The organism is Mesorhizobium sp. M2A.F.Ca.ET.046.03.2.1 (assembly GCF_003952425.1).
Taxonomy (GTDB): Bacteria; Pseudomonadota; Alphaproteobacteria; order Rhizobiales; family Rhizobiaceae; genus Mesorhizobium.
The window spans coordinates 384,805-404,703 of record NZ_CP034449.1 but is presented as its reverse complement, the minus strand read 5'-3'; the positions used below and the strand labels follow the sequence as shown (position 1 = coordinate 404,703).

The window sequence follows — 19,899 nt, the reverse complement described above, 5'->3', positions numbered from 1 at the left end:
TGAAACGTCGTCCTGATCTATTTTTTTGATGGAGCATGATCTTATCCGAAAACCGGTTCCCACTTTTCGCTATCGCGGTCCTTCGGTTCGGGACCATGCTCTAAAGCGCCGAAAGTGCTTCCGGCAGGGTGGGCGCTTCGAGCACGGGCGCGGCCTGGAACGCCTTGGTCATGTCCCTCAGCGTCTGGGTGGTACGGCTGGAAAGCACCGGCGGCCGTTCGGCCTCGGCCTGCGCCTCTGCGGCGTCGGCTTCCTTCTTGGCCGCCTCCTCTGCCTTGGCCGCGACCTCTGGGTCGACGAACGGGTGGTCGAGACCGGGGATAGGCTTCAGGTCGATGTTCTGGTGCGCATAGACCATCAGGCGCTGCCAGACCATCGCCGGCAGCGAGCCGCCGGTCATCTTGTTGGTTGCGGTGAAGTCGTCATTGCCCAGCCAGACGGCCGCCGTGTAATTGCCGGTGAAGCCGACGAACCAGGCGTCGCGGTAGGACTGCGTGGTGCCGGTCTTGCCGGCAACGACGATGTTCGGGAGCTGGGCGCGCCGTGCCGTGCCGATCACCGGCACCGCCGCCAGCATGGTGTTCATGTATTTCAGCGCCCTTTCCGACAGCACGCGGTGTGGTGGCGGCGCGTCCTTGGCCCAGTCATAGACCACCTCGCCGGTGCGGGTGACGAGCTGGGTGATGCCATGGCGCGAGCCGACGAAACCGTTCTGGGCAAAGACGCTGTAGCCGGTCGCCTGGTCCATCACCGTCATGCCGGATGTGCCCAGCACCATGGTCTTGTGCGCTTCCAGCGGCGATTCGACACCCATCGATTCGGCCATTGCCTTGATCGGGCCGATGCCGAGGTAATCCTTGGCGAGCCGCACCGGCACCGTGTTGATCGACTTGGCGATCGCCGTGAGCAGCGTGACGTTGCCGGCCGATCCGCCGCTGTAATTGTGCGGCGACCAGTTGCCCCAGCTGATGGCGCCGCCCGAAACCACCGAGTCCGGCGTGAAGCCATGCTCCATCGCGGTGGCATAGACATAGGGCTTGAAGGATGAGCCGGTCTGGCGCAGCGCCTTGGTGGCGCGGTTGAACTGGCTGGCGCCATAGTCGCGGCCGCCGACGATGGCGCGCACCGCGCCATTGGTCTCGATCACCACCACCGCGCCTTCGGTGACGTTGTATTCCTTGCCGAATTGCCGCAGATGGAACTCGACCGACTCCTCGGCCGCCTTCTGGATGTTGGCGTCGAAGGTCGTGTGGGCGACCAGCGAATGCTGGCCGGGCTTGGCGATCTTCTTGACCTCGTCGAAGGCCCAGTCGAGGAAGTAGTCCGGGCTCTTCTGCTCGCCGCGGTCGACCACGTCGGCCGGGTGCAGTCTTGCCTGCAGCACCTGGCCCTCGGTCATGAAGCCGGAATCGACGAGGTTGGAGAGCACCACATTGGCGCGCGCGCGCGCCGCCGGCAGGTTGATGTGCGGGGCGTATTTGGTCGGCGCCTTGAACAGGCCGGCCAGCATTGCCGCCTCGGCGAGGTTCAGGTCCTTGACGCTCTTGCCGAAATAGAAATCCGCCGCCGCCTCGATGCCGAAGGTGCCGCCGCCCATATAGGCGCGGTCGAGATAGAGCTGCAGGATCTCTTTCTTGGAGAGGTTCGCCTCCAGCCACAGCGACAGGAAGGCTTCCTTGATCTTGCGCTCGAGAGTGCGCTCGTTGGACAGGAACAGGTTCTTGGCGAGCTGCTGCGTGATGCTCGACCCGCCCTGGACCACCGAATTGGCGCGCACGTTCTCGAAGATCGCGCGCGACAGGCCCAGCACATCGATGCCGTAATGGTCGAAGAAACGCCGATCCTCCGTCGCCAGCACCGCCTTGATGACGATGTCCGGCATCTCGTCGACCGGCACGGAATCGCGCTGGATGATGCCGCGCTGGCCGATTTCGTTGCCGTAGCGGTCAAGGAAGGTGACGGCGAAGTCGCCCTGGTTGCGCCAGTCGCCGGTGGTGATGTCAAAGGCGGGCATGGCAAGCGCGAGCAGAACCACGAAGCCGCCGGCGCCCATGGTGAAGCCCTCGCTCAGCACCTCGACGATGGCGCGGCGCCAGCCCTGCACACGGAAGCGGCGGGAAAAGATGGTCGCCGCTTCCCAGAATTCGCGCGCCTTGAAACCGATCTCGTAGAGCGAAGTATCGAGCCACGCATCCACGGCGAGCAGCGCCGAAGCGATCCGGCCTCTTCTCCTGCGTGGTTTAGAGGGATTGTCCATTCCAGAATTCCACCCCGGCACTTCCGCCCGAAACAGCCGTGGCAGTTCCGGGGCGCCCTCCCTGCCAAACTAATCGACCATTTTAGCACCACTCACAAGGGCAGCGAAGCCACACCCAGGCTTTGTTGAACGCCATGGTTGATTGTGCCCCGAGCCATTCCAGGAAAAGTGAGCACTTCCTAGAAAAGTGAGCAGCGGTTTTCCGTCCGGAATTGCGTAAAACAAATACTGAGAGCGATATCACCGCGCCGCGATGAAGCGCATGAAATGCGTCACATCCGCCTCGCTCGGCTCCAGTCCGGTGAAGGAGCGCAGATAGGCGGCGAGATGGCTGACGCGCGCCTCGACAGGTTCCTTGAGGTCGAGCACGTAATAGCCGATCTGCATGTAGTAGAGGACGCGGGCGCGGATGAAGGCGTCCTCGCTCTCGTAGCCGTGCCGGCGGTACATGTCGCGTATGGCCAGCAGTCGCTCCTCGTCGGCCTTGTCGATCATGCGCCGCACGTCGTCCGAGCGCCTTGCCCATTCGCGAACGGCGAAATCGAGCCTGGGATCGAACAGGCGCTCGTCGGCCCAGCATTCGAAGACGTTCATCACACCCATGATGATGGTGTCGGCCGGCCGGCGCGCCCGCTCGACGATCGCCGTGGTGTTGGTCTCGTGCCAATGCTCGAGCAGCTGGTCGAGCAGGTCCTGCCGGCTTTCGAAATACCAGTAGAAGCTCGAGCGCGAGACGCCGAGCTTCTGTCCCAGCGTCAGCACGCGCACGCTCTCGACACCGTCGGAAATCAGCGTCTGCAGCGCGAGGTTGATCCAATCCGCGCGGGTTACCTTGATGTTGCCGGGCGCCGGCTCGTCCTGGGGAGCGGTCATGGTCATGAGCCAACAAGTGGCATGGCGCGGAGCAGCGCGCAAGCTCTGGACAGAAGTGTCTAGACACATGTGTACGGGGCGTATATCTTGAGAGCCTCCAACGAGAGGGGAGAGGCTCGTGAAGTCGCATTACCGGGCGGTGGTCATCGGCGGAGGCGTGGTCGGCGCCTCGGTGCTCTATCACTTGACGCGCTTTGGCTGGAGCGACGTGGCGCTGATCGAGCGCGCCGAGCTGACGGCGGGCTCGACCTGGCATGCGGCGGCCGGCTTCCACGCGCTCAACGCCGATCCCAATGTCGCCGCGCTGCAGGACTACACGATCAAGCTCTATCGCGAGATCGAGGCCGAGTCCGGCCAGAATGCCGGGCTGCACATGACCGGCGGCGTCAACATGGCGAGCGACCCGCAGCGCTGGGAATGGCTGAAATCGGCCTGGGCGGTGTTCCAGTCGGTCGGCATCGAGACGGCGCGGCTGGTGACGCCGGAGGAAATCAAGGAGATCTGCCCGATTGTCGATGTCAGCGGCGTGCTGGGTGGCCTCTATGATTCCAACGAGGGCCATCTCGACCCTTATGGCACCACGCATGCCTATGCGGGCGCCGCCAGGAAGCGCGGCGCCGACGTCATCCTGCGCAACCGCGTCGTCGAGCTGAAACAGCGCGCCGACGGCGGCTGGGACATCGTCACCGAGAAGGGCACGATCGTCGCCGAGCATGTCGTCAACGCCGGCGGTCTCTGGGCCAAGCAGGTCGGGCTGATGGCCGGCGTCGACCTGCCGGTGACGCCGATGGAGCATCATTATTTTGTCACCGAGGACATTCCGGAAGTCGCGGCGCTAGACAAGGAGCTTGGCCTTGCCGTCGATCTCGATGGCTTCTCCTATCTGCGCCAGGAGCGGAAGGGCGTGCTGCTCGGCGTCTATGAGCAGAACCCGAAACACTGGAACATGGACGGCGCGCCCTGGGATTACGGCATCGAGCTGATCCCCGAGGATATCGATCGCATCAGCCCCGAGCTTGCCAAGGCCTATGAGCGCTTTCCCTGCCTGGCCACGGCCGGTATCCGCAAATGGGTCAACGGCGCCTTCACCTTCACGCCGGACGGCAACCCGCTGGTCGGCCCGGTCAGGGGGCTGAAGAATTACTGGGTCGCCTGCGGCGTCATGGCCGGCTTCAGCCAGGGCGGCGGTGTTGGCAAGTCGCTGGCCGAGTGGATGATTTACGGTGAGCCGGAAGCCGACATCTTCGGCATGGACAGCGCTCGCTACGGCGCCTTCGCCGCCAACCGCGAGTATCTCAGGCGCACGACGGGCCAGTTCTATGCCCGCCGCTTCGTCATGACCTTCCCCAATGAGCGCCTGCCGGCGGGCCGGCCGCTGAAGCGCCCCGGCGCCTATGATGGCATGAGCGCCGCCGGCGCCGAGTGGACGGCGTCCTGGGGCCTGGAGATCCCGGCCTATTTCGCGCCGATGGGGTTCCGCGAGGAGACGACGCTGAAGCGCTCCAACGCCTTCGAAATCGTCGGCGACGAGGTGCTGCAGGTGCGCCGCGCCGCCGGCCTCGTCGATACCACAGCCTTCTCGCGCTATGCCGTGTCAGGCCCGGGCGCCGAGGCGTGGCTCGACCGGCTGCTCGCTTGCCGGCTGCCGAAGCCTGGCCGCGCCAAGCTTGCGCCGATGCTTGGGCCCAATGGCCGGCTGAAGGGCGACCTCACCGTGCTCAACTGGGGCGGCGGCGAATACTGGATCATGGGCTCCTACTATTTGCGCGAATTTCATATGCGCTGGTTCGAGGCGCACATCGCCGAAGGCGTTTCCGTCACCGACATTTCCGATGCCACATCCGGCTTCCTCGTCACTGGACCGAATGCACGAAAGATCCTCGAACGCACCACGCATCAGGACATCTCCGCCAAAACCCTGCCGTTCATGGCTTGCGGCGAGTTCGATATCGGCATGATGCGAGCGCGCGTTGCCAGGCTGTCCATCGCCGGCGAACTCGGCTTCGAGATCAACTGCCCGGCCACCCTGCATGCGACGCTGCGCGAAACACTGCTTGCCGCCGGCCAAGACCTCGGCCTTGCCGAGATCGGCTATTACGCGCTGAATTCGCTCAGGCTGGAAAAGAGTTTCGGCATCTGGTCGCGCGAGTTCACGCAAGGCTACACGCCCGGTCAGACCGGGCTCGACCGCTTCATCGCTTTCGACAAGGCCGAGTTCATCGGCCGCGACGCGGCGCTGAAAGAGCGCGACGCCGGTGCCTCGCGACGCATCGTGACGCTGGAGGTCGACGCTGTCCACGCCGATGCCAGCGGCTTCGAGCCGGTCTGGTCCAAGAGCCGGCGCGTCGGCTTCGTCACCTCCGGCGGCTACGGCTATACCCTCGGCAAGAGCGTCGCCCTGGCGTTGCTCGATGACGGTTTCGCCGGGGAGGGGACAGAACTTTCCATACACATTGTCGGGGTCGAACGGCCGGCGCGTGTCATTGCCGCCTCGCCCTACGACCCTGAAGGCAAGGCGATGCGGCAATGAGGAGGAACCGCCATGATCGATGAGGCCGCACGTGATCTCAGACGCGAGCGCCGGCGGGGACGCACCGGCGAGGCGGGCAGCGAATCCAGCCGCCGTCCGAACTACCGGTCCCTGAAGAACCCGTTCCTGCCGCAGCCGATCTTTTCCGAAGACCAGGTCGCCGCCATCCACGCTGCCGCGCTGCGCGTGCTGGAAGAACTCGGCATCAAGGTGCTGCTGCCCGAGGCCCGCGCCATCTACGCCAAGGCCGGCGCCTTGGTCGACGAAGACAGCCAGATGGTCAGGATCGGCCGCGACATGGTCGAGGCAGCACTTGCCTCGGCGCCGCGCTCCATTCCGGCACTTGGCGGCGACCGCTCGCGCGACCTGACGCTTGAGCTCGGCTCGATGGCTTTCCTGGCCGGCTCTGGCGCGCCCAACGTCACCGATCTCGAGCGCGGCCGCCGGCCGGGCACGCTCGCCGCCTTCGAGGAATTCATCAAGCTGATCCAGCATTTCGACGTGCTGCACATGCTTGGGCCCTGCGTCGAGCCGCAGGACATCGACAACCGCTTCCGCCACTATGCCGTCAACCGGGCGCAACTAACGCTGTCGGACAAGTTCCCCTTCATCTTTGCGCGCGGCACGCCGCAGGTCGAGGACGGGTTCGAGATGATCCGCCTGGCGCGCGGCCTCTCCGAGGACCAGTTCCGCGCCGGCGCCCATTGCTACACCGTCATCAACACCAACTCGCCGCGTCAGCTGGATATCCCGATGGCGCAAGGCATCATCGACTTCGCCAGGGCCGGCCAGGTCCTGATCATCACGCCCTTCTGCCTGGCGGGCGCGATGGCGCCGATCACGGTTGCCGGCGCGCTGACCTTGCAGCATGCCGAGGCGCTGGCTGGGTTGACGCTTGCCCAAATCGTGCGCCCCGGCGCGCCGGTGGTCTATGGCTCCTTCTCCTCCAATGTCGACATGAAGTCCGGCGCGCCGGCCTTCGGCACGCCGGAACATATCAAGGCGACGCTTGGGGCGGGACAGCTCGCCCGCTACACTGGGTTGCCGTGGCGCTCCGGCGGCGGCAGCGCCGCCAATATTTCCGACGTGCAGGCGGCACACGAGACGCAGTTCGCGCTGTGGGGCTCGGTGCTGGCTGGCGCCACCGTCTGCATCCACGCCGCCGGCTGGCTGGAAGGTGGCCTCAGCGTATCCCTGGAAAAGCTGATCACCGACGTCGAGGCGCTGCAGACCGTCGCCGAGCTTTGCGCCACGACGCCGGGCGACGAGGATGCCATCGGCTTCGAAGCCATCGCCGAAGTGCAGCCCGGCGGCCACTTCTTCTCGGCGACCCACACCATGACGCGCTACCGCACCGCCTTCTACGAGCCGCTGGTGGCCGACTGGTCGAATTTCGGCAACTGGACGCAATCCGGCGGCAAGACCGCGACCGAGCGCGCCACCGGCATCTGGAAGCGCATTCTTTCCGACTTCCAGCCGCCGGCCTCCGCTGCCGCCACCGCTGGCGTGCTCGACGAGTTCGTTGCCAGGCGCACCGAGGAGGGTGGCGCCGCGCCGGTCTCGTGATTTGACGAAAACGTAATAAATTCGAGACCTTCGCCCTTCACGCTATAGTCAAAACGATTCGCGATCTGGCATCGGATCGCGAGCGCGGCTACGTTGCCGGGCAGCGTGAGGAGATATGTATTGGCGATGGATGGTAAATGACGGCGCCTGGCGATTTGATGCAGGCCTTGTTCCTGAGGCTGAAGACCGATGCGTCGCTGTCGGCGCTGCTTGGCGGCGCCGGCCTGCTCGAGCAGGCGAGCGACAAGGCCGCCTTTCCGAACGTGACTTACGGCCGCACCAGCGCCTTCGACCTCGAGACCGGCGCCGACAACGACAGCGACCAGTTGGTCACCTTGCATATCTGGTCGAAAGCCCAGGGCGAGGCCGAGACACGCCTCATCATGGACAGCATCAGGGCGCGGCTCGACGGCGCGGCATTTTCGATCGGTTCGCGCGGCCAGACGCGCCTGTCGCTGGAATTCGCCGAGGCCCGCTATGACGAGGATCTGGCCGTCCATCATGGATTGCTGCGCTTCCGCGCGCTGACGCAGGAAGCCGCCTGAGAGGCTGCGCCGATACATGTCGCCCAGCAGTAGAGCTGGCGGCTCCGAAATATTCATCAAAACAACGGTTTAAGCGCGGCGTTTGAATCGGTTTCACGCGAAGCGCCTTGGCCTACAGCTGCGCCTGGATGGCGGCCTTGTCGATGACCGACCAGACTTCGCGAATCCGCCCGTCATGGAACTCGTAAAAGACGTTCTCGGCGAAGGAGACGCGCTTGCCGTGGACAGGCAGGCCGAACAGCACGCCCTTGGGCCGGCAGTCGAAATGCAGGCGCGCCGCCACGCGCGGCGGCTCCGAGATCAGAAGCTCGATATTGAAGCGCAGGTCGGGAATGGCCTCGAAATCGCCTTCCAGCATGCGGCGGTAACCCGAAAGCCCGATCGTATCGCCATTATACTGGACCTCCTCGCCGACGAAGCGGCCGAGATTGTCCCAATCCTGCTCGTTCAGGCAGGCGATGTAGCCCCGATAGAGACCGGCAATATCCTCGCGCGTCATCGCATCCTCCATGGCCGTCCGGCGTTTCTACACTAGCTAGCGCAGTGCGCGGTGAAGGCAGGCCAAAAAGCGTAGCGGATCAAGTGCTTTTCCGGCTATGAATTCGAAGCCGGGCTTGAGGGAGCCTTGGCACCGCCAGGCGCGGGGGAATGGCGGGCATGATTTTCGATCGTTCACCGTTCATTTCACGTTCAGCCCATATGCGTTAGAACCGTGATCATGAAAAACCTTGGCTCACATCTTCGCAAAGCAGTGCTGGCGCTTGCCGCGGCCGGGCTTGCGTCGCAGGCGATCGCCCTGCCGGCCATCGAGCCGTCGGCCGATCAGCCGGTGGTGCTCGCCGCCAGCGATTGCTACGCCATCGGCCAGCAGGTCGCCGCGCAGAACGGAGGCACGCTCGCCAAGGCGTCGCAGGCGACGCGGGGCGGCCAGCAGGTCTGCGTCATCGTCGTGCTCGTCCCCGGTAAGGACGGACAGCGGCCGCGCCGCTCGGAAATCGTCGTCCCGATGGGCTGACCCCTCTCGTTTCCCAGGCCGGCGGAATCGGCCTATACGTCTATCCAGCAACAGGCTTCAACCCATGCGCGTGCTCGTCGTCGAGGATGACAAGGATCTCAACCGGCAACTGGCCGAGGCGCTGGTCGATGCCGGCTATGTCGTCGACCGGGCCTATGACGGCGAGGAGGGGCATTTCCTCGGCGAGACCGAGCCTTACGATGCCGTGGTCCTCGACATCGGCCTGCCGCAGATGGATGGCATCAGCGTCGTCGAGCGTTGGCGCCGCGGCGGCCGCAAGATGCCGGTGCTGATCCTCACCGCCCGCGACCGCTGGAGCGACAAGGTTGCCGGCATCGACGCCGGCGCCGACGATTATGTCACAAAGCCCTTCCATATCGAGGAGGTGCTCGCCCGAGTGCGGGCCCTGATCCGCCGTGCGGCCGGCCATGCATCTTCGGAGCTCACCTGCGGCCCGCTGCGCCTCGACACCAAGGCGTCCAAGGCCGACGTCAATGGCATGCCGCTGAAGCTCACCTCGCACGAGTTCCGGCTGCTCGCCTATCTGATGCATCATATGGGCGAGGTGGTGTCGCGTACCGAGCTGGTCGAGCATCTCTACGACCAGGATTTCGACCGCGATTCCAACACCATCGAGGTGTTTGTCGGCAGGCTTCGCAAGAAGATGGGCATCGACATGATCGAAACCGTGCGTGGCATGGGCTATCGCATGCGAGAGCCGGAGGCGTGACGCGGAACCGCTGAAGCCAGCGATGGGAAGGTGGATTTCAAGGCTGCGGCTCTGGCCGCGCTCGCTGACCTTCCGCGTCATCGCTTTCTCGACCATCTGGGCGATCCTGACGCTGGTCGTCATCTTCACCCTCATCACCACGCTTTACCGCCAGGCCAGCGAGCGCGGCTTCGACAGCCTGCTCTCGGCTCATCTGTTCAACCTGATCGGCTCGGTCGGCATTTCCGACAACGGCGCGCTGACCGGAGCGCCCGACCTTGGCGATCTGCGCTTTTCCGAGCCGAATTCCGGCTGGTACTGGTCGGTGGAGCCTGCCTCCGAGGGCGTGCATGGCGAAATCCATTCTTCCTCGATGACGACCTCGCTCCTGTCGCCGAGCGTCGCGGAGGTCCCGTTCAACGCGAACTTCCAGCGCAGCTACTCGATGGAAGGCATCAAGGGCGAGCAGCTCGAAGTGTTCGAGAGCGAGTTCGTGCTGGACGCCAAGAACCGCGCCGCCCGCTTCCGCGTCATGGGCAATCATAGCGAGCTCGAGCAGGAGATCGCCAGCTTCCAGCGCCGCCTGCTCACCTATCTGTCGCTGTTCGGGGTCGGCATGATCGCCATCAATGCCATCGCCATCCTCTTGGGCCTCCAGCCCTTGCGCCGGGTCCGCAATGCGCTCGCCATGGTGCGCGAAGGCACGGCCCAGCGCCTCGACGGCAGCTTCCCGGCCGAGATCGAGCCGCTGGCCAACGAGACCAATGCGCTGATCGAGAACAACCGGCGCATCGTCGAGCGCTCGCGCACCCAGGTCGGCAACCTCGCCCATTCGCTGAAGACGCCTCTAGCCGTGCTGATCAATGAGGGCCGCGCGCTCGGCGGCGCCAAGGGCCAGCTGATCGCCGACCAGGCGGCTTCCATGCAGAAGCAGGTCGATCATTACCTGCAGCGCGCCCGCGTCGCCGCCCAGCGCGACAGCGTCGTCTTCCGCACGCCAGTTTCGCCGCTGGTCGAGCGCATGGTGCGCGTTCTGCGCAAGCTCAATCCGCAAACGCGGCTGACGCTGTCCCTGCCGCCGGCCGAGATTGTCTTTGCCGGCGAGCGCGAGGATCTCGAGGAACTGCTCGGCAATCTGCTCGACAATGCGATGAAATGGGCAAAGAGCGCTGTTGCCGTGACGATCGCCACTATTTCGGGAAGCGGCAACCTGTTTGAAATCGTTATAGAGGATGACGGTCCGGGCATTCCCGAAGACAGCGCGCGAGAGGTGTTGAAGCGTGGCAAGAGACTGGACGAGACGAAGCCGGGAACGGGGCTTGGCCTTGCCATTGTCGCCGACCTCGTCAACGAGTATGGAGGCTCGCTGGCGCTGGAACGGTCGGGCATGGGCGGCTTGAGGGCGGTAGTGAGATTGCGGAGCCTTCAATGATGTTTTTTATCGATTTGCGAGCAGTGGCTGACGGCCAAATTTCCGACAAATATCAACACTATGGCCAGGATGCTTCCCTGATGGCGCGGTCGCCTAACCATCTCTCTCAAGAAGTCCATTTCGCTCAAGAAGCTCATTCCGCTCAAGAGAACCGGTTGTTGGCATGAAGATCCGCGTCGCGCTCGTTTCCGCCCTGCTCGCCGTTTCCGGCTGCACGACACTCGGCAGGGGCGGTCCAACCTCCCCGGTCACGCCTGTTTCGACGCCGCCCTCCGGCGGCAAGGTGTCGACCAGCATCGTCGCGGCGATGAATGGCGGGCTTATCGGCGGATCGATCGGCTCGGGTCTGAGCGACGCCGAAAAGCGCAAGGCGCTGGAGGCGGAGTACAAGGCGCTGGAATACAACACCAGCGGCCAGAAGGTGACGTGGAAGGGCGACAACGCCTCCCATTATGGCGAGGTGGTCGCGGCCCAGCCTTATCGGGTCGGCTCCCAGGATTGCCGCCAGTACACCCACACCGTCTTCAACGGCGGCGCGGGCGTCACCGCGCGCGGCACCGCCTGCCGCAACGCCGACGGCAGTTGGACGCCGCTGACCTGATAAATCGGCCCATTTGATATACATCAAGGCCGGACAGAGCATCCGCCGTCAAAGCGTCGCAGTATGCTTGTGTTGGCAGGGCAGGGCTCTGCCTTTATTGGAAGAGCCATGCTGTTCTGGGTCATAGCCGCAATCCTCACGCTGGGCGCCAGCCTGGCGGTGCTATTGCCGCTCACCGGCGGCATGAAGGGTGCATCGGCGCCTGGCGACCACGACCTCGAAGTCTATCGCGACCAGCTTTCCGAATTGGATCGCGACGTGGCGCGCGGCCTGATCCAGCCGGGCGAGGCCGAGGAGGCGCGCGCCGAGATCGGCCGCCGCATCCTGCGTCTCGGCGCGGCCGAGCGGCCGGCCTCCGCCAGCGCCTCCTCCTCCCGCGGCATCAGGTTGATCGCCAGCCTGGCCGTGCTTGCCGTTCCGCTACTGAGCTGGGGGCTGTACGGCGTGCTCGGCTCGCCCGATCTGCCTTCGCAGCCTCTGGCCGAACGTCTCGCCAAGAATCCCGCCGATTCCTCGGTCGACGAGCTGGTCGCACGCGCCGAAGCGCATCTCGCCGCCAATCCGTCGGACGGCAAGGGCTGGGACGTGCTGGCGCCGATCTATCTTCGCCTGCAGCGCTTTCCCGACGCGATAACCGCCTACCGCAACGCCATTCGCCTCGACGGCGACAGCGCGGTGCGCCAGGCTGGTCTCGGCGAGGCGATCGCGAGCGCTGCCGGCGGCATCGTTTCGGCCGATGCGCAAAACGCCTTCGAGGCGGCTCTCAAGCTCGATCCGGCCAATGCCAAGGCGAATTTCTACCTGGGGGTAGGCCTTGCCCAGGAAGGCAGGAAGGACGAGGCTGTCGCCGCCTGGCAAAAGATGCTCGGCCAGCTTCCGCCGGATTCGCCTTGGCGCAGCGCCGTCCAGCAGGCGCTTGCCGAGGCTGGCCAGACGGCGGTCGCGGCGGGCGCGCCGGCGAGCGGGCCGGATGCCCAGCAGATGGAAGCCGCGCAGCAGATGTCGCCGCAGGACCGGCAGGCGATGATCGAAACGATGGTCGCGGGCCTCGATGACAAATTGAAGCAGAATCCCCGCGACGAGGAAGGATGGATGCGCCTCATTCGTTCCTATGCCGTGCTCGGCAAGCCCGATCAGGCGCGCGAGGCGCTCGGCCGCGCTGTCGCCGCCTTTGGGGCCGACAGCGAGCAAGCCAAGAAGTTCACCGCCTTCGCCGCCTCCCTCGGCGTGACGGCGACGGAGTAAGAGATGACGCGCAAGCAGAAGCGATTGTCGGTGATCGTGGCGGGGTTGGCCTTCCTCGCCGCGGCCGCCGGACTCACCTTCTACGCGCTCGGCCAGAAGGCCTCCTATTTCTACATGCCGGCAGAACTGGCGACGGCAAGCGTCCCGCCCGGACAGCGCATCCGCCTTGGCGGCCTCGTCGAAAACGGCACCGTCGTGCGCGGCAGCGGCGCAACTGTCGCCTTCTCGGTCACCGATAGGCAGAAATCGGTGAAGGTGACCTATACCGGCATCCTGCCCGATCTCTTCCGCGAGGGGCAGGGCGTCATAACCGAAGGCGCTTTCGGTCCGGACGGGGTTTTCGTCGCCGACAGCGTCTTGGCCAAGCATGACGAGCGCTATATGCCGAAGGAAGTCGCCGACGGCCTGAAGGCCAAGGGCGTCTGGGTGGAAAGCAAGAGCCAATAATGGTTGAGACCGGACATTTCGCCCTCGTGCTCGCCTTCGCGCTGTCGCTGGTGCAGATGCTGGTGCCGCTGGTCGGCGCCCGCACCGGCAATCAGCGGCTGATGGCGGTCGGCGGCCCGGTCACCGTCACCGGCTTCGCGCTTACGGCGCTGTCCTTCACGGCCCTTGCAAGCGCCTATGCCGGTTCGGACTTCTCGGTGGCCAACGTCTGGGAAAATTCCCATTCGCTGCAGCCGATGATCTATAAGATCACCGGCACCTGGGGAAACCACGAAGGCTCGATGCTTCTGTGGGTGCTGATCCTGACCTTCTTCGGCGCGCTCGTCGCCGTCTTCGGCAACAATCTGCCGGCGACGCTCAAGGCCAATGTGCTTGCCGTGCAAGGCATGATCGGCGCGGCCTTCTTCCTGTTCATCCTGACGACCTCCAACCCGTTCATCCGCCTCAATCCGGCGCCGGTCGAGGGGCGCGACCTCAATCCGGTCCTGCAGGACCTCGGCCTCGCCATCCACCCGCCGCTGCTCTATCTCGGCTATGTCGGCTTCTCGGTCTGCTTTTCCTTCTCGGTCGCGGCGCTGATCGAGGGCCGCATCGACGCCTCCTGGGCGCGCTGGGTGCGGCCATGGACGCTGGTCGCCTGGATGTTCCTCACCGGCGGCATCGCCATGGGTTCCTACTGGGCCTATTACGAGCTCGGCTGGGGCGGTTTCTGGTTCTGGGATCCGGTCGAGAACGCCTCCTTCATGCCCTGGCTCGCCGGCACGGCGCTGCTCCATTCGGCCATCGTCATGGAGAAGCGCTCGGCGCTGAAGATCTGGACGCTGCTGCTTGCCATCCTCACCTTCTCGCTGTCGCTGCTCGGTACTTTCCTGGTGCGTTCGGGCGTGCTGACCTCCGTGCACGCCTTCGCCACCGACCCGGCGCGCGGCGTCTTCATCCTGTGCATCCTGACTTTGTTCATCGGTGGTTCGCTGGCGCTGTTTGCGTTGCGCGCCTCCAGCCTGACGGCCGGCGGTCTGTTCCACCCGATCTCGCGCGAGGGCGCGCTGGTCCTCAACAACCTCTTTCTCACCACCGCCACCGCGACGGTGCTGGTCGGCACGCTCTACCCGCTGGCGCTCGAAGCGCTCACCGGCGGCAAGATCTCGGTCGGCGCGCCCTTCTTCGACCTAACCTTCGGCCCGCTGATGCTGCTGCTGCTGGCGATCGTGCCGTTCGGCCCGCTGCTCGCTTGGAAGCGCGGTGATGTGATTGCCGCCTCGCAGCGGCTGATGGCGGCCTTTGCGCTCGCGATCGCCGCGATGCTTGTCACCGGCCTGTTCATCGACGGCGCCTCGGTTTTTGCAGCACTTGGTGTCGGCCTCGCTGTCTGGCTCGTCGCCGGCGCGCTGACCGACCTTGCCGTCAAATCCGGCGCCGGCTCGGTGGCGCCGGCCGCCATGCTTCGCCGTTTCGCCGGCCTGCCGCGCTCGGTCTTCGGCACGGCACTGGCCCATCTCGGCCTTGGGCTGACCTTGCTCGGCATCGTCGGCACGCTCTGCTTCGGCAGCGAAAAAATCCTCACTATGCGGCCTGGTGAGACGGTGGAACTCTCCGGTCACACGCTGCGCTTCGAAGGGCTTTTTCCCCAGAAAGGTCCGAACTTCACCGAGGATCGCGCCCGCTTCCTGCTGATCGGCGCAGACGGCAATGCCAAGGGCGAGATCTCTTCGGCAAAACGCTTCTTTCAGGCCCGGCAGACGGCAACGACCGAGTCCGGCATCAGCACGCTCGGCTTGAGCCAGCTTTACCTATCGCTCGGTGACGAGGGTAATGACGGCTCCGTCGTCGTGCGTCTCTGGTGGAAACCGCTGGTGACGCTGATCTGGGGCGGTGCCCTGGTGATGATGGCGGGCGCGGCCATGTCGCTGGCCGACCGCCGCTTGCGCGTCGGCGCGCCCGCGAGGCGCCGCAAGCCGGCCGCCGCGTTGACGAGCCCGACATGAGGGCAAGGTTTTCGCTCGCCTCGCTGATCCTTCTGCTCGCCTTGGCGTTTACGGGCGCCGCGCAGGCGGTGAAGCCTGATGAAGTGCTGCGGGACCCGGCATTGGAGGCGAGGGCGCGTGCGCTGTCGGAAGGCCTGCGCTGCATGGTTTGCCAGAACCAGTCGATCGACGAATCCGACGCCGATCTGGCGCGCGACCTGCGCATCCTCGTGCGCCAGCGCCTCGTCGCCGGCGACACCGACCAGCAGGTGATGGATTACATCGTCTCGCGCTATGGCGAGTTCGTGCTCTTGAAGCCGCGCTTCAGCCTGCGCAACGCGCTTTTATGGGGCACGCCGGTGCTCCTGCTCCTGGCCGGCGGCCTCTTCATCGTGCTGAGCGCCCGCTCGCGCCGCCCGACGTCGGACAGCACTCTCAGCGCCGAGGAAAAGGCGGCGCTGGACAAGATGCTAAGCGATTAGCGCCATCACCGTGCTTGGCGATTGACTGCAACCGTCTTCGGGCGCTCCGCACGTCCGTGGTCCTCGTCGCCAGTCACCAACATTACAAAACTTTCATGTACCGGAAATGGCGCCGTAATGTGCGCCTCTCTAATCCTCTTGCCCGAGGATGCTTCGCCTGAGCGCATCCGCATCGATAGAGGATAAGAAACCCGATGAATAATGCCCCCAATTCATATTCCCGCACCCGAAAGCGCCTGATGGCCGCCGTCGCTTCCCTGGCCGTTGTCGGCACGATCGGCGCGGGCATGCTCGCGACCGGCACCGCCCCCGTGCTGGCCGAAGCCGTGCGCGTCGAGGCCCCGCAGATGCCGAGCTTCGCCGATGTCGTCGAGCATGTCTCGCCGGCAGTTGTCAGCGTCAAGGTCAAGGCCAAGATCCAGCCGACCGCCGACGACGGCTCGGACGATCAGGGCGGTTTTGACAACCTGCCCGACAACCCGCAGCTGCGCCGCTTCTTCAAGGAATTCCGCGGCTTCGGCGACCAGGGCCAGGGCGGCCAGTTCGGCATGCGCCGCTTCGGCCATCGCGACCATGGCAATGGCGAGCCACGCCCGGTTGCCCAGGGCTCGGGCTTCTTCATCTCGGAGGATGGCTATCTCGTCACCAACAACCATGTCGTGTCGGAAGGCTCGGACTTCACCGTCGTCACCAATGACGGCAAGGAACTCGACGCCAAGCTGATCGGCACCGATCCGCGCACCGACCTCGCGGTGCTGAAGGTCGATGGCGGCGGCAACAAGTTCACCTATGTCGACTTTGCCGACGATTCCAAGGTCCGCATCGGTGACTGGGTGGTTGCCGTCGGCAATCCGTTCGGCCTTGGCGGCACCGTCACCGCCGGCATCGTCTCGGCCCGCGGCCGCGACATCGGCGCCGGGCCCTACGACGACTTCATCCAGATCGACGCGTCAGTCAACCGCGGCAATTCGGGCGGTCCGACCTTCAACCTCAACGGCCAGGTGATCGGCATCAACACCGCCATCTTCTCGCCGTCGGGCGGCAGCGTCGGCATTGCCTTCGACATCCCGGCCTCGACCGCCAAGCAGGTCGTCCAGGACCTGATGAAGAGCGGCTCCGTCCAGCGCGGCTGGCTCGGCGTCGAGATCCAGCCGGTCACCTCCGACATCGCCGAGTCGCTCGGCCTGAAGTCGGACAAGGGCGCGCTGGTGTCGGGCGCCCAGGACGCAGGTCCGGGCAAGAAGGCGGGCATCACCGCCGGGGATGTCATCACCCAGGTCGACGGCAAGGACGTCGCCTCGCCGAAGGAGCTCGCCCGCATGATCGGTGCGTTTGCGCCGGGCAAATCGGTCGATGTCACGGTCTGGCGTAACGGCAAGGACGAGACGGTCAAGGTCGATCTCGGCACGCTGCCCGCGAGCGACAAGCAGGCCTCGAACGACGACAACAGCAAGCAGTCGGCGCCTGCCGCCAAGCCCGACACGCTTGCCGATCTCGGCCTGACCGTCACCAAGGCCGAAAACGGCAAGGGACTCGTGGTCACCGATGTCGATCCCGACAGCGACGCGGCCGACCGCGGCATCCAGCCCGGCGACGTCATCACCTCGATCAATTCGAACGAGGTGAACACCACCGACGACGTCTCCAAGGCGATGACCGATGCCGCCAAGGCCGGCCGCAAGGCCGTGCTGATGCAGATCACCCGCGACGACTCGAACCGCTTCGTCGCGCTGCCGGTCGGCAAGGGCTGACATGCCGCGCATGACCCCGGAAATCCCATGGGGGTTTTCGGAAAGGACCATGCGCCACTAGAAGACGTTCAGCTTTCCCCATGGCCGTATCAACACCCCCGAGCCGCCGTGGGGAAACATGGGGCCGAGCACGTAAGTCAGTCACCGTGTTTCGCTCCTGGCGGCAGCGGGTTTCCCATCACCCGCTGCCGCTTTATCGCATGTCGCCCAAAAGTGGTTGCCGGTTTTGGGAAGAAGACATGCGACTAATGAAGGCAAAGCAGGACGCAATGACTGCCCCTCAAACCTCCGATGAAATCGCGTATAACGGCTCCATGAAGATTCTCGTCATGGAAGACGATCGCGAGGCGGCGGACTACTTGCAGAAAGCCTTCGTCGAGGCAGGCCACACCGCCCATGTCGCCGGCGACGGCGAGACCGGCTTCGCGCTGGCCGACGCCGGCGACTATGACGTGATGGTGGTCGACCGCCTGATGCCGCGCCGTGACGGCCTGTCGGTGATCGCCGCGCTTCGCTCGCGCGGCAACACCACGCCGGTCTTGATCCTGTCCGCCCTGGGCGAGGTCGACGACCGCGTCACCGGCTTGCGCGCCGGCGGCGACGATTATCTCACCAAGCCCTACGCCTTTTCCGAATTGCTCGCCCGCGTCGAGGTGCTGAATCGCCGTGCCGGCGCGCGCGAATCCGAGACCGTCTACCGCGTCGGCGACCTCGATCTCGACCGGCTGTCGCATTCGGTCAAGCGGGCGGGGCGCGAGATCACGCTGCAGCCGCGCGAGTTCCGCCTGCTCGAATATCTGATGCGCCATGCCGGCCAGGTGGTGACCCGCACCATGCTTCTGGAAAATGTCTGGGACTATCATTTCGATCCGCAGACCAACGTCATCGACGTCCATGTCTCGCGCCTGCGCGGCAAGATCGAAAAAGGCTTCGACAAGCCGATCCTGCACACGATCCGCGGCGCCGGCTACATGCTGAAAGGCGGTTAAGGAGCAAAATGGCTCTTTCCCTGCCGGCCATCATGAAGACGACGGCGGCCCGGCTCTCGGCGCTCTATCTTCTGCTTTTTGCGCTTTGCGCGGTGCTGCTCGTCTTCTACATGACGTCGCTGTCGGCGCGCATGCTGACCGCGCAGACGCAGGAGACCATCAACGACGAGGTGCTGGGCCTCGCCCGTGCCTATCAGCGCGGCGGCCTGCCCGTGCTGGTGCGCGTCGTCGAAAACCGCTCGCGCCAGCCCGGCGCCAACCTCTATCTCATCGCCGACGCCAACGGCCAGATCCTGACCGGCAACGTGCAGAGCCTGGAGCCCGGCGTCATCGAGACCGAGGGCTGGACGACCGAGCCCTTCTCCTACCAGCGCTTCGGCGAAGGCGAGCTCGACCGGTTGCGCAGTGGAGCTACCGACCAGTCCGCGCCCCAGGCCGGCGACAACAGCACTCCCCAATCGACAGGCGAAAAGGGCCACAACGCCATCGCCTTGGTGCTGCGACTACCAAACCAGATGATCATGCTGGTCGGCCGCGACCTCGGCGAGCCCGAGCGCTTCCGCGCCGTCATCAGCAGGGCACTGACGCTGGCGCTCGGCATGATGGGCCTGGGCGGGCTCCTGATCTGGTTCTTCGTCGGGCGCGCCGCGCTGAAACGCATCGACAGCGTGTCCGATGCCAGCCGCCGCATCATGGGCGGCGACCTCAGCGGACGGCTGCCGGTCACCGGCGCCGGCGACGAATTCGACCGCCTGTCGGAAAACCTCAATGCGATGCTGGCCAGAATCGCCATGCTGAATGAGGGGCTGAAGCAGGTCTCCGACAACATCGCCCATGATCTGAAGACGCCGCTGACCAGGCTGCGCAACCGCGCCGAGGCGACGCTTGCCGGCAGGCACAAGACGGAAGACTACCGCCAGGCGCTGGAAGGCACGATCGCGGAGTCCGACCAGCTCATCAAGACGTTCAACGCCATACTGATGATCTCGCGACTGGAGGCCGGCTATTCCTCGGAACAGACCGGTCCGGTCGATCTCGCCGCAACGGTGAGCGACGTCGTCGAGCTCTACGAGCCGGTGGCGGAGGAAGCGGGTGTCACGCTGGAGGCGACCGTCCCCGAGGCCTTCACGATCAACGGCAACCGCGAGCTGATCGGTCAGGCGCTGTCCAACATCGTCGACAACGCCATCAAATACTCGACCGACGCCGCCGAGACGCCGAGAGTGCGTGTGGCGCTGGAGCGCGCCGGAAGCGAAATCAAGCTTACCGTCACCGACAATGGCCACGGCATTCCCGACGACGCCGATCGTGCCCGCGCCACCGAGCGCTTCGTGCGCCTGGAAAAGAGCCGCTCGCAGCCGGGCTCGGGCCTCGGCCTCAGCCTCGCCAAGGCCATCATGACTTTCCACAACGGCAGGCTTGATCTTTTGCCCGCCAATCCAGGATTGTCCGTGGTCATGAGTTTTCCGTTGCGGGAGACGCATTGATGGTTC

18 protein-coding genes are annotated in these 19,899 nt (G+C 65.0%); 15 read left to right on the top strand and 3 right to left on the bottom strand.

What is annotated here, in order from left to right; all coding sequences use genetic code 11:
* Nucleotides 1-100: 100 nt before the first annotated feature.
* Nucleotides 101-2,257 (bottom strand): penicillin-binding protein 1A, encoded by a 2,157-nt coding sequence (locus EJ072_RS02160; RefSeq protein WP_126078372.1) that lies wholly within the window; start codon nt 2,255-2,257, stop codon nt 101-103.
* A gap of 240 nt (nt 2,258-2,497) precedes the next feature.
* Nucleotides 2,498-3,136 carry a TetR/AcrR family transcriptional regulator gene (locus EJ072_RS02155; protein WP_126078371.1) on the bottom strand — a complete coding sequence of 213 codons (639 nt, stop codon included), beginning with the start codon at nt 3,134-3,136 and terminating at the stop codon, nt 2,498-2,500.
* Between the two features lie 112 nt (nt 3,137-3,248).
* On the opposite strand from EJ072_RS02155, the gene EJ072_RS02150 reads away from it, so the two are divergent.
* The 3 genes from EJ072_RS02150 to EJ072_RS02140 all read left to right on the top strand — a co-directional run bounded on the left by EJ072_RS02150 (nt 3,249) and on the right by EJ072_RS02140 (nt 7,771).
* Entirely contained in the window at nt 3,249-5,660 is a 2,412-nt protein-coding gene (locus EJ072_RS02150) for an FAD-dependent oxidoreductase (RefSeq protein ID WP_126078370.1), read from the top strand.
* 12 nt (nt 5,661-5,672) lie between these two features.
* Entirely contained in the window at nt 5,673-7,226 is a 1,554-nt protein-coding gene (locus tag EJ072_RS02145) for a trimethylamine methyltransferase family protein (protein WP_126078369.1), read from the top strand.
* A 137-nt stretch (nt 7,227-7,363) separates the two neighbouring features.
* Nucleotides 7,364-7,771 carry a DUF3168 domain-containing protein gene (locus EJ072_RS02140; RefSeq protein WP_126061968.1) on the top strand — a complete coding sequence of 136 codons (408 nt, stop codon included), beginning with the start codon at nt 7,364-7,366 and terminating at the stop codon, nt 7,769-7,771.
* Nucleotides 7,772-7,883: 112 nt separating this feature from the next.
* On the opposite strand, the gene EJ072_RS02135 is transcribed toward EJ072_RS02140, so the two are convergent.
* Nucleotides 7,884-8,270: an ester cyclase gene (locus tag EJ072_RS02135; RefSeq protein ID WP_126078368.1), complete on the bottom strand. Its 387-nt coding sequence runs from the start codon at nt 8,268-8,270 to the stop codon at nt 7,884-7,886.
* Between the two features lie 219 nt (nt 8,271-8,489).
* On the opposite strand from EJ072_RS02135, the gene EJ072_RS02130 reads away from it, so the two are divergent.
* The 12 genes from EJ072_RS02130 (at nt 8,490) to EJ072_RS02080 (ending at nt 19,893) form a co-directional block, all read left to right on the top strand.
* Nucleotides 8,490-8,786 carry a hypothetical protein gene (locus EJ072_RS02130; protein ID WP_126078367.1) on the top strand — a complete coding sequence of 99 codons (297 nt, stop codon included), beginning with the start codon at nt 8,490-8,492 and terminating at the stop codon, nt 8,784-8,786.
* A gap of 64 nt (nt 8,787-8,850) precedes the next feature.
* Nucleotides 8,851-9,516: a response regulator transcription factor gene (locus tag EJ072_RS02125; RefSeq protein WP_126078366.1), complete on the top strand. Its 666-nt coding sequence runs from the start codon at nt 8,851-8,853 to the stop codon at nt 9,514-9,516.
* Between the two features lie 22 nt (nt 9,517-9,538).
* Nucleotides 9,539-10,927: an ATP-binding protein gene (locus EJ072_RS02120; RefSeq protein WP_126078365.1), complete on the top strand. Its 1,389-nt coding sequence runs from the start codon at nt 9,539-9,541 to the stop codon at nt 10,925-10,927.
* Nucleotides 10,924-11,094, top strand: coding sequence for a hypothetical protein (locus EJ072_RS35800; RefSeq protein WP_189343192.1), 171 nt, complete (start codon nt 10,924-10,926; stop codon nt 11,092-11,094). The genes EJ072_RS02120 and EJ072_RS35800 overlap by 4 nt, the downstream gene beginning before the upstream one ends.
* Entirely contained in the window at nt 11,091-11,528 is a 438-nt protein-coding gene (locus EJ072_RS02115) for a hypothetical protein (RefSeq protein ID WP_126078364.1), read from the top strand. The genes EJ072_RS35800 and EJ072_RS02115 overlap by 4 nt, the downstream gene beginning before the upstream one ends.
* 108 nt (nt 11,529-11,636) lie before the next feature.
* Nucleotides 11,637-12,773 (top strand): c-type cytochrome biogenesis protein CcmI, encoded by a 1,137-nt coding sequence (ccmI, locus tag EJ072_RS02110; RefSeq protein ID WP_126078363.1) that lies wholly within the window; start codon nt 11,637-11,639, stop codon nt 12,771-12,773.
* Between the two features lie 3 nt (nt 12,774-12,776).
* Entirely contained in the window at nt 12,777-13,220 is a 444-nt protein-coding gene (gene ccmE / locus EJ072_RS02105) for a cytochrome c maturation protein CcmE (RefSeq protein ID WP_126078362.1), read from the top strand.
* On the top strand, nt 13,220-15,205 hold the full coding sequence (locus EJ072_RS02100) for a heme lyase CcmF/NrfE family subunit (RefSeq protein WP_126078361.1): 1,986 nt from the start codon (nt 13,220-13,222) through the stop codon (nt 15,203-15,205). Before ccmE ends, EJ072_RS02100 begins: the two co-directional genes overlap by 1 nt.
* The gene (locus EJ072_RS02095; RefSeq protein WP_126078360.1) at nt 15,202-15,666 is read left to right on the top strand and encodes a cytochrome c-type biogenesis protein; all 465 of its coding nucleotides are present in this window, start codon (nt 15,202-15,204) and stop codon (nt 15,664-15,666) included. The genes EJ072_RS02100 and EJ072_RS02095 overlap by 4 nt, the downstream gene beginning before the upstream one ends.
* 194 nt (nt 15,667-15,860) lie before the next feature.
* Entirely contained in the window at nt 15,861-17,417 is a 1,557-nt protein-coding gene (locus EJ072_RS02090; RefSeq protein ID WP_126078359.1) for a Do family serine endopeptidase, read from the top strand.
* Between the two features lie 314 nt (nt 17,418-17,731).
* Nucleotides 17,732-18,406: a response regulator transcription factor gene (locus EJ072_RS02085; RefSeq protein WP_126083465.1), complete on the top strand. Its 675-nt coding sequence runs from the start codon at nt 17,732-17,734 to the stop codon at nt 18,404-18,406.
* Between the two features lie 8 nt (nt 18,407-18,414).
* Nucleotides 18,415-19,893, top strand: a complete 1,479-nt coding sequence (locus EJ072_RS02080) for a HAMP domain-containing sensor histidine kinase (RefSeq protein WP_126078358.1) — start codon at nt 18,415-18,417, stop codon at nt 19,891-19,893.
* Nucleotides 19,894-19,899 lie beyond the last annotated feature (6 nt).